Here is a 9,518-nt window from a genome sequence, read left to right on the forward strand (position 1 = left end):
GTCGATTGCTGGATAATGCCCAACGCCTGTCAGCGAGGCAATTGCAGCCTCTGACCCAACGAGGACACCTGATGACCGCAACCACCGTCCGCCAATGCTCGTCCTGGCTGCTACTCACCCTGCTCGCCACCGCCGTGACGCTGACGGCAGGCTGTTCGAGCAAACGCTACGCCACCAACGGCTCGAACTGCTACGCCAAAGCCGTGCCCACCTCCGGCGAAGGCGGTTTGGCCTGGGGCGACACCCTGAGCATGGCGCGCAAGAAATCGATGAATAACTGCATGCGTTATGCGAGCCGCTCCGGCGGAACGCCGAACACTTGTCAGGTGGTGCAGGCACAGTGCAAACGCTGACAGCGACGACAATGATGTTGGCTGACACCGCCCCATCGCCGACAAGCCCAGCGCCCTCAGGTTTTGCGGTGCATGAGGGGTTGGCGCACGACCTTACGATCGCACTAGGCGCCGCGCTTGAGCACGCCCGTCGAAACCCGTGGCTGGATCATTTTCTCGATCAACGCAACGACGTCCTTCGCGCCATAGCAACGGAACAGAAGGCTGCCGGCATCCGTGTCGAGACAGACGATTTTAGTGATGAAGCCGCCTTCAAGGGTGACCTTGCGGACCATTCCCAGCGGCACTCTGATGTCCAGTGTGCCGTCCTGAACCATGCGATTCATGGCGTTGGCGTTCAAGTACACAGCGGCATTCGTAAGGGTCATTTTGCCGCCGACCCACAGCCCGCCGTAAACCTCTTGGAAGCCCTCCAGCACGCCGGCCAAGGCACTGACATTGCCACTGCCGGCAGCATCGTAAAAATCACCTACGCCTTCGTAATCGACTTCGACGTCAGCCACCAGAAAGTTGACCAACTTCGACTTGACGACCTTTTCGTCCATCCTTGAATCTCCATGATCCATTAGTGGCAAAACAACGTGTTGAGGGGATTTATCCCCTCAGCACAGGGCTGGCATTCAGCGCTTCAACGCCGCCGCATTGGCCCGCGCCGCATGCAGCTTCTTGTAACTGTCGATCAGACGCAAATGACGATCCAGCCCTTCCAGTTTCATGCTGGTCGGCGTCAGACCATAGAAACGCACACTGCCGTTGACCGAACCAATCGCCGCGTCCATCCGCTCGTCACCAAACATGCGACGGAAGTTGGCTTCGTAATCGGCCAGTTCCAGATCCTCGTCCAGCTCCATTTCCAGGCACACATTCACCGCCTGGTAGAACAAGCCGCGTTCGACAGTGTTGTCGTTGTACTGCAGGAAGGCTTCGACCAGGTCTTTGGCCGGTTCGAATTTCTGCAGGGCGAGATAGATCAGCAGACGCAGTTCCAGAATCGTCAACTTGCCCCACGGCGTGTTGTCGTCGAACTCGATGCCGATCAGCGTGGTGATGTCGGTGTAATCATCCAGCTCGCTGTTCTCCAGGCCCTGAACGAGGTTACGCAGGCCGACCTTGCTCAGGCTGTGCAGGTTGAGGATGTCGGCGCGGAATTGCAGGGCCTTGTTGGTGTTGTCCCAGATCAGATCATCCACCGGGTAGATTTCCGAGTAGTCCGGCACCAGGATCCGGCAAGCGTTGGCACCGAGGTCGTCGTAGACCGCCATGTACGCTTCTTTGCCCAGGCTTTCCAGGATGCCGAACAGGGTCGCGGCTTCTTCGGCATTGGAGTTTTCGCCTTGACCGGAGAAGTCCCACTCGACGAACTCGAAATCGGCCTTGGCACTGAAGAAGCGCCACGACACCACACCGCTGGAGTCGATGAAGTGCTCGACGAAGTTGTTCGGCTCGGTCACCGCCTGGCCAGAGAACGTCGGCTGTGGCAGGTCGTTCAGGCCTTCGAAACTGCGGCCCTGCAGCAATTCGGTCAGGCTGCGCTCCAGCGCCACTTCAAGGCTTGGGTGCGCGCCAAACGAGGCGAACACCCCGCCGGTGCGCGGGTTCATCAGGGTCACACACATTACCGGGAATTCACCCCCCAGCGACGCGTCCTTCACCAGCACCGGGAAGCCCTGCTCTTCCAGGCCTTTGATCCCGGCGAGAATGCTTGGGTACTTCTCCAGCACGTCCTGCGGCACGTCCGGCAGGGCCAATTCGCCTTCGAGGATTTCGCGCTTGACTGCGCGTTCGAAGATCTCCGACAAGCACTGCACCTGCGCTTCGGCCAGGGTGTTGCCGGCGCTCATGCCGTTGCTCAGGAACAGGTTTTCGATCAGGTTGGACGGGAAGTACACCACCTCGCCATCCGACTGGCGCACGAACGGCAGCGAGCAGATGCCCCGCTGGGTGTTGCCGGAATTGGTGTCGTACAGGTGCGAGCCTTTGAGCTCGCCATCGCGGTTGTAAATGTCCAGGCAGTATTCGTCGAGAATCTCTGGCGGCAGCTCGTCTTTCGGGCCGGGCTTGAACCAGCGCTCATTCGGGTAATGCACGAACTCGGCGGTGGCGATGTCTTCGCCCCAGAACTGGTCGTTGTAGAAGAAGTTGCAGTTCAGGCGCTCGATGAACTCGCCCAGTGCCGAGGCCAGTGCACCCTCTTTGGTCGCGCCCTTGCCGTTGGTGAAACACATCGGCGAGTGCGCGTCGCGGATGTGCAGCGACCACACGTTAGGCACGATGTTGCGCCACGAAGCGATTTCGATCTTCATGCCCAGATCGGCGAGGATCCCCGACATGTTGGCGATGGTCTGCTCCAGCGGCAGATCCTTGCCGACAATGTAGGTGCCCGCCTCCGACGTCGAATGCGGCATCAGCAGCGCCTGCGCGTCGGCGTCGAGGTTCTCGACTTCCTCGATCACGAACTCGGGGCCGGTCTGCACGACTTTCTTCACCGTGCAGCGATCGATCGAACGCAGGATGCCCAGACGATCTTTCTCGGAAATGTCCGCCGGCAACTCGACCTGGATCTTGAAGATCTGGTTGTAGCGGTTTTCCGGGTCGACGATGTTGTTCTGCGACAGACGGATATTGTCGGTGGGGATGTTGCGCGTTTCGCAGTACAACTTCACGAAGTAAGCCGCGCACAAGGCCGACGACGCCAGGAAGTAGTCGAACGGCCCCGGTGCCGAGCCATCGCCCTTGTAGCGAATGGGCTGATCGGCGATCACCGTGAAGTCGTCGAACTTGGCTTCAAGTCGAAGGTTGTCGAGAAAGTTGACCTTGATTTCCATGCGGGTTTACCAGAGAGCAAAAACGAATTGGCGGCCATTATCCGGGTTTTCAGCCCGACGTCTTGTGCTTTTGCGTAATCGCCGTCGGGTGGGCTCTGCTGCGCCTCTGCTCGTGCGGACGACAAAAATGCCACAAGCAGTGAATTATTTCGTGTCTGCTTGTATCTGACGGAAAGAACCCATGCCACCAAAACAATGGCATCGAATCCGTTCAGCTATGAGTGACTCGCATGAAATCAAGGAAAAACACCGTCAATCCGATCGGATTGAAAGACATCACCATTGTCGACGACGCCAAGATGCGCAAAGCGATCACTGCCGCCGCACTGGGCAATGCCATGGAATGGTTCGACTTCGGGGTGTACGGCTTCGTCGCTTACGCACTGGGCAAGATCTTCTTCCCCGGTGCCGATCCTGGCGTGCAGATGATTGCGGCGTTGGCGACGTTCTCGGTGCCGTTCCTGATCCGGCCGCTGGGCGGCCTGTTCTTCGGTGCGCTGGGCGACAAGTACGGGCGGCAGAAAGTCCTGGCCGCGACCATCGTGATCATGTCGCTGAGCACCTTCGCGATCGGCTTGATACCGTCCTATGAGTCGATCGGCATCTGGGCGCCGATCCTGTTGTTGCTGGCGAAAATGGCCCAGGGTTTCTCGGTCGGCGGCGAGTACACCGGTGCGTCGATCTTCGTCGCCGAATACGCGCCCGACCGCAAACGTGGCTTCCTCGGCAGTTGGCTGGACTTCGGCTCGATTGCCGGTTTCGTTCTCGGCGCGGGTGTGGTGGTGCTGATCTCCACAATCATCGGCGAAGAGAAATTCCTCGAATGGGGTTGGCGCCTGCCGTTCTTCCTCGCCCTGCCGCTGGGCATGATCGGCCTTTATCTGCGTCATGCGCTGGAAGAGACCCCGGCATTTCAGCAGCACGTCGAGAAACTCGAAGAAGGTGATCGCGAAGGCCTGGCCGGTGGCCCGAAAGTCTCGTTCAAGGAAGTCGCGACCAAACACTGGCGCAGCCTGATGACCTGCATCGGCGTGGTAGCGGTGACCAACGTCACCTATTACATGCTGCTGACTTACATGCCGAGCTACCTGTCGCACAACCTGCACTACAGCGAAAACCGCGGCGTGCTGATCATCATCGCGATCATGGTCGGCATGCTGTTCGTGCAACCGGCGATTGGTTTTATCAGCGACAAGATTGGTCGCAGGCCTTTCATCGTGGTCGGCAGCATCGGTTTGTTCCTGCTGGCGATTCCGGCGTTCATGCTGATCAACAGCGGCAAGATCGGCCTGATCTTTTCCGGCCTGCTGATCCTCGCGGTGTTGCTCAATTTCTTCATCGGCGTGATGGCCTCGACCCTGCCGGCGATGTTCCCCACCCACATCCGCTACAGCGCACTGGCCGCCGCTTTCAACGTCTCGGTGTTGATCGCCGGCCTGACCCCGACCGCCGTGGCCTGGCTGGTGGAAAGCACTGACAACCTGTACATGCCGGCCTACTACCTGATGGTGATTGCCGTGGTCGGCCTGATCACTGGCATCACCATGAAAGAGACCGCCAACAAGCCGTTGCGTGGTGCCGCGCCGGCCGCGTCGGACCTTGAGGAAGCCAAGGAACTGCTCAAGGAACACCACGACAACATCGAGCAGAAAATCGAAGACATCGACGCCGAAATCGCCGAGCTGGAAGCCAAGCGCAAGGAGTTGGTGCAGCAGCATCCGCGCATCAACTGATGTGATGACTGGCGGCAGCCCTGCTCGGGCTGCCGTCGATCAACACGTCACAACACGAAGCCGTCACCGATCAAACGCACCAACACCTCCCCCGCCTCACTCAATTCGCCCGGCGCCTGCATCAGGCGCAACTCGTGCAGCGGCAACTCGGGAAACCCCTCCTCACTGCTCAGCACCCGCATGCCCGGTCGCACTTGTGCGCGATCGACAATGCCCACCGCCAGTGCGGCCTCGATGGCTGTTTCCAGCGCAGTAGCGCCGGCGCTGACGATCACCGCCCGCCAGCGGCGTCCGTGCTCACTCAGCGCATCCACCGCAACGCTGCGATAAGGACAACCCTTGCCGTGCAAAGCGAGCGGCACCGGCCTGGCGAGATCCTGCGTGTAATTGTGCGCAGCGACCCACACCGGTTGCGTCAGGCCCAGCACTTTTACGCAACGCGTCGATGGCGCCGTATCGACCACAACGACCAGCAACGCCAGATCCAGTTGACCGCGCTCCAGGCGCGCGCTCAAACGGCCGCTGGCAGCTGTTTCGACCTCCAGCTCGATGTGCGGAAAGTCCGCCGACAGGTGCGGCAACGTACACCCGAGCACCGCGCCGGCGTACTCCTCGGAAATCCCCAGCCTGATCCGACCGCTGGCCAGTGGCGTGCTGAAACTCGCCAGCAACTGATCGTGATGACGCAACAGTTCGGCGCTCTGCAGGGCGAAGCGTCGCCCCAGTGGCGTGAGGTTGACGGTCTGGTTGTCGCGCTCCAGCAAGCGCCCGCCCGCCAGCGCTTCCAGGCGCCGCACATGCAGACTGACCGCCGACGGGCTCTTGTTGAGGAAACTGGCGGCGGCGAGAAATTGCCCGAAACGCACGATCGCCTGAAAGGTGCGTAGCAGTTCGATATCAAGGGCTTCAGCCATGGTTGAGAAATCCTGCATCAGTGGTGCATATCGTATCGTTTGAATGCATCGGCGCTTGATTCATATCATCGAACTCAACCCTCTGTCAGGTGCCATTCGATGAACGTCGTGCCTATTCGCTTTTCGTCGCTGAGCAGTGCCGCGCTGCTGATGGCGATGGTGGTCAGCTGGAGTTCCGGCTTCATCGGCTATCGCTACGTCGCCGATCAGGGCAGCGTATACCTGGCCTCGTTGTGGCGTTTTTTTCTGGCGGCGTTACTGTTGCTGCCGTTCGCCTGGGCGGGATTGCGTGGTTTGCGCGGTAAAGCTGTGCTGCATCAGACGCTGCTTGGGCTGTTCGCGATTGGCGGGTACATCGGGCCGATTGCCGCCTCGATTCAACTCGGCGTCACACCGGGCACTGCGTCACTGTTTGCCAATCTGTTGCCGTTGACGATTGTATTGCTGGCCGGCAGTGTCCCGGGCCAGCGCACGCGCGGCTGGCAATGGCTGGGGTTGGCGTTGTGCGTGATCGGCATGCTGCTGGCCAGCGCCGCGAGTGTCGAATGGGCCGGTGCGGGGCTGTGGGTCTACAGTTTGCCGTTGCTGGCGGTGCTGTCGCTGGCGGCGGCCACGTTGTTTGAAAAAGCCCGGCCTGGCGTCGCGATGCCGGCCACCACGGCGCTGTTCATTCAGACGTGTGCGGTAATCCCGCTGTTTGCGTTGCTGGCCGGGCTTGAGGGTGAAGTGCGCCCGCCCATCAGTGCAGACTTTGCCAGTGGAGTGCTGTGGCTGGTGGTTTTCTCGACCTTCGGCGGTTACGGATTTTACTGGCTGTGTCTGCAGCGTTTCAGCATGCAGCGCATCAGTGGCGCGCTGTTTCTGACGCCACCGGTGACGCTGTTGTGGGCATGGTTGCAGTTCGACGATCCGCTGAGTGTCAGCGCGATGCTCGGTATCGGCTTGACCCTTGTCGGGTTGCCATTGCTGGGACGAAAGTCGAGTGAAAAAAATGTGCCGCCGGCATCCTGCAGGAAACTAAATCCGCAGGCGACAAGTCAGTGACTTAGCGGAGGTTGTGTCATTTCGCCGAACCTCGATTACTGAAGATACCAGCGTGATCACTCACTCCGATCGTCGCAACAATCTCTCACTCGACAGCCTCAATTTCTTCCTGGCCGATGTGCGCGACGGGCTCGGACCTTATCTCGCCATTTACCTGTTGGCGGTGCATCACTGGGAACCGGCCAGCATCGGGCTGGTGATGACCCTCGCCGGCATCGCTGCCCTCCTCACCCAGACACCGGCCGGCGCACTCGTCGACAACACTCGCAGCAAACGGGCGGTGATCGCGATTGCCGCGTTGCTGGTGACCGGTAGTTGTGTGGTGCTGCCCTTCGTCACGTCCTTTAGCCTGGTGGCGATCACTCAAGCCTTGAGCGCCGCCGCTGCGTCGGTGTTCGCCCCGGCCATCTCGGCAATCACCCTGGGCATCACCGGCCCGCGAGCCTTCACCCGGCGCACCGGACGCAACGAAACCTTCAACCATGCCGGCAACGCTTGCGCCGCGCTGTTGGCCGGTGGCTTCGCCTACCTGTTCGGCCCGGTGGCGGTGTTCTACCTGATGGCGGTCATGGCGCTGGGCAGTGTGGTCGCCGTCAGCTTCGTCTCCGCCAACGCCATCGACCACGATGTCGCACGAGGTCTGGATCCCAACGACGCCACACACAGCAAGGCTCCTTCGGGATTGTCGGTACTGCTGACCAATAAGGCGCTGTTGATGTTCGCCATCTGCTGCGCCCTGTTCCACCTGGCCAACGCGGCGATGCTGCCGCTGGTGAGTCAAAAACTGGCGCAAGTGAACTTGCAGATGGCCACGCCACTGACCTCGGCCTGCATCGTCGCTGCGCAACTGGTCATGGTGCCAGTCGCGTTGCTGGTCGGGGCCAAGGCCGATGCGTGGGGACGCAAACCATTGCTGCTGGCAGGCTTCCTGATTTTGCCGTTACGCGGCGTGCTCTACACCCTGTCTGACGCCCCTTACTGGCTGGTCGCGGTGCAACTGCTCGATGGCGTCGGTGCCGGAGTCTTCGGCGCGCTGTTCCCGGTGGTGGTGAAAGACCTGACTCTGGGTACCGGCCACTTCAACATCAGCCTCGGCGCCCTCTCGACGGTGTTCGGTCTGGGTGCGGCATTGAGCAGCAGCCTGGCGGGCATTGTGGTGCAGGAGGCTGGGTATAGCGCGGCGTTTTTGACCTTGGCGGCGATTGCCGGGGTGGCGTTTGTGCTGTTGCTGCTGGCGGTGCCGGAGACGTTGCGGCGAACGAGGAATGATGCAAGTGCGCCGAGTCAGCAACGCTCTGCGGTATTACGGAGCCCATGATCTCGCGGGAATACCAAGCGTACACGCGGCCCTGGTACTCTGCGACTCGCGCATGGCACTCACATCTGAACGGAACAAATTCATGAGCAGGCTGTTACCGAGGAACAAACTAGAAGAGCTTTCGGTGCAAGCCGATGCAGAGCGTTTAATGCTGAGTGATCTGGCCGCGACTCGCGAAAAGTTTAGCGTCACACCGCAAGACGTGCTCAACGAGCTGTCCCTGTTGATCGCAGAAGACTATCTACTGGGAACGTTGACTTACGAGTTTTGCGACAGTGTCATGAACGGGATCATAAACGCCATTGTTGAAGTGGCTATGACTAACGCTATGCCACAACCTGCTTTCTCGCTCTACCAGGCATTCGATGCGGGCGAGTGGATCCGCAGTGATGATCCTCCGGGTACCGACCCCAGCGAGAAATACACGAGGCCGGCAGTACAGGAAATATTGCGCACCTATCGAGAGTCGCTTCTGCGATGATTTCCAGCGTCGCTATTCTTGATGCACCGGCTTCGGGTCTTTGAGCGGATAGATCACTTCCTGGGTATCCAGGTTGCGAATCTCGCACTCAATGGCAATGCTGTGAACCTCGCTTCCCCGGGGACCTTTGATGGAGTCGCGAGTGCTGAAATCGACGATGTAACGTTGGCCCGCTAGGAACTCCAGATCACGCGCACTGAAACCACATTTGGCTCCGCCAGTGCCCATGGCATTCATCGATGCCCAGCACCAACTCAACGAATGTTTACCGGGTGTCAGGCGCAGCGCCTGCTTGCCGGAAACGTCGAGGATCGAGCGGCGTCCGGCCCCCTCCAGCAATTGATCATCCACATGAGTGGCCAGTAGCAACCGATGAAATGGCACACCCAGCGCGCGATACCGCGTGGTGGCGAAGTACAGTACCGGCCCGTCAGGTGTGTTGTTGGACAGATCGTAAGGCGTCATTGTCTCCGGTGCCCAGTCGCCCTGATAATCCTTGTAGTGGTAGTTGGAACACGCGGTGGTAACACCCGCGATCAGCAGAACAGTCGAGAGTTTGAGAAACGACAGCAGAGACGAGAAGCGCATTGTTCTTCCTTGTTAACAGATGCGTAAGTTGTCGTCACCGGCAGGTATTTCTGAAGCACACAATTTCAAATCAGGGCCGGTTCCGGCGCGCGCTTCGAGGCGAAAACTTTTTTGCAGGCAAAACAAAACCCCAACTGCTTTCGCAATTGGGGTTTCGGAATTTAATCTTGACGATGACCTACTCTCACATGGGGAAACCCCACACTACCATCGGCGATGCATCGTTTCACTTCTGAGTTCGGGATGGGATCAGGTGGTTCCA

9 protein-coding genes and 1 rRNA gene are annotated in these 9,518 nt (G+C 59.6%); 5 read left to right on the forward strand and 5 right to left on the reverse strand.

The features are described 5' to 3' along the window. The first annotated feature begins 71 nt into the window (after window positions 1-71). The gene (locus tag KKQ10_RS04585) at window positions 72-353 is read left to right on the forward strand and encodes a hypothetical protein (RefSeq protein WP_127646739.1); all 282 of its coding nucleotides are present in this window, start codon (window positions 72-74) and stop codon (window positions 351-353) included. Window positions 354-457: 104 nt separating this feature from the next. Here KKQ10_RS04585 and KKQ10_RS04590 read toward each other — a convergent pair whose 3' ends face one another. Further along, window positions 458-898, reverse strand: coding sequence for a hypothetical protein (locus KKQ10_RS04590; RefSeq protein WP_215500359.1), 441 nt, complete (start codon window positions 896-898; stop codon window positions 458-460). Window positions 899-973: 75 nt separating this feature from the next. Further along, window positions 974-3,178, reverse strand: coding sequence for an OsmC domain/YcaO domain-containing protein (locus KKQ10_RS04595; RefSeq protein ID WP_215500360.1), 2,205 nt, complete (start codon window positions 3,176-3,178; stop codon window positions 974-976). 230 nt (window positions 3,179-3,408) lie between these two features. Here KKQ10_RS04595 and proP point away from each other — a divergent pair, with 230 nt between their 5' ends. Next, window positions 3,409-4,911 (forward strand): glycine betaine/L-proline transporter ProP, encoded by a 1,503-nt coding sequence (gene proP, locus KKQ10_RS04600; protein WP_215500361.1) that lies wholly within the window; start codon window positions 3,409-3,411, stop codon window positions 4,909-4,911. Window positions 4,912-4,958: 47 nt separating this feature from the next. On the opposite strand, the gene KKQ10_RS04605 is transcribed toward proP, so the two are convergent. Further along, window positions 4,959-5,825, reverse strand: a complete 867-nt coding sequence (locus KKQ10_RS04605; RefSeq protein ID WP_127646731.1) for a LysR substrate-binding domain-containing protein — start codon at window positions 5,823-5,825, stop codon at window positions 4,959-4,961. Window positions 5,826-5,924: 99 nt separating this feature from the next. On the opposite strand from KKQ10_RS04605, the gene KKQ10_RS04610 reads away from it, so the two are divergent. The 3 genes from KKQ10_RS04610 to KKQ10_RS04620 all read left to right on the forward strand — a co-directional run bounded on the left by KKQ10_RS04610 (window position 5,925) and on the right by KKQ10_RS04620 (window position 8,668). Further along, a complete protein-coding gene (locus KKQ10_RS04610; RefSeq protein ID WP_215500362.1) occupies window positions 5,925-6,869 on the forward strand; it encodes a DMT family transporter in 945 nt (314 codons plus the stop codon). Window positions 6,870-6,921: 52 nt separating this feature from the next. After that, the gene (locus KKQ10_RS04615) at window positions 6,922-8,187 is read left to right on the forward strand and encodes an MFS transporter (protein WP_215500363.1); all 1,266 of its coding nucleotides are present in this window, start codon (window positions 6,922-6,924) and stop codon (window positions 8,185-8,187) included. Between the two features lie 82 nt (window positions 8,188-8,269). Next, window positions 8,270-8,668 carry a hypothetical protein gene (locus KKQ10_RS04620; RefSeq protein ID WP_127646725.1) on the forward strand — a complete coding sequence of 133 codons (399 nt, stop codon included), beginning with the start codon at window positions 8,270-8,272 and terminating at the stop codon, window positions 8,666-8,668. 12 nt (window positions 8,669-8,680) lie between these two features. Here KKQ10_RS04620 and KKQ10_RS04625 read toward each other — a convergent pair whose 3' ends face one another. Together KKQ10_RS04625 and rrf are read right to left on the reverse strand one after the other, a co-directional pair. Further along, window positions 8,681-9,256, reverse strand: a complete 576-nt coding sequence (locus KKQ10_RS04625; RefSeq protein WP_215500364.1) for a hypothetical protein — start codon at window positions 9,254-9,256, stop codon at window positions 8,681-8,683. A 165-nt stretch (window positions 9,257-9,421) separates the two neighbouring features. Then, window positions 9,422-9,518 (reverse strand): 5S ribosomal RNA (gene rrf / locus KKQ10_RS04630); the annotation flags it as partial.

This window comes from Pseudomonas sp. MG-9 (assembly GCF_018729515.1).
Taxonomy (GTDB): domain Bacteria; phylum Pseudomonadota; class Gammaproteobacteria; order Pseudomonadales; family Pseudomonadaceae; genus Aquipseudomonas; species Aquipseudomonas serboccidentalis.

Bases quoted from the DNA above. Each gene is read 5' to 3' on its own strand.
- KKQ10_RS04590 (WP_215500359.1), bottom strand. From the start codon at position 898: ATGGACGAAAAGGTCGTCAAGTCGAAGTTGGTCAACTTTCTGGTGGCT.
- proP (WP_215500361.1), top strand. From the start codon at position 3,409: ATGAAATCAAGGAAAAACACCGTCAATCCGATCGGATTGAAAGACATC.
- KKQ10_RS04585 (WP_127646739.1), top strand. From the start codon at position 72: ATGACCGCAACCACCGTCCGCCAATGCTCGTCCTGGCTGCTACTCACC.
- KKQ10_RS04610 (WP_215500362.1), top strand. From the start codon at position 5,925: ATGAACGTCGTGCCTATTCGCTTTTCGTCGCTGAGCAGTGCCGCGCTG.
- KKQ10_RS04620 (WP_127646725.1), top strand. From the start codon at position 8,270: ATGAGCAGGCTGTTACCGAGGAACAAACTAGAAGAGCTTTCGGTGCAA.
- KKQ10_RS04605 (WP_127646731.1), bottom strand. From the start codon at position 5,825: ATGGCTGAAGCCCTTGATATCGAACTGCTACGCACCTTTCAGGCGATC.
- KKQ10_RS04595 (WP_215500360.1), bottom strand. From the start codon at position 3,178: ATGGAAATCAAGGTCAACTTTCTCGACAACCTTCGACTTGAAGCCAAG.
- KKQ10_RS04625 (WP_215500364.1), bottom strand. From the start codon at position 9,256: ATGCGCTTCTCGTCTCTGCTGTCGTTTCTCAAACTCTCGACTGTTCTG.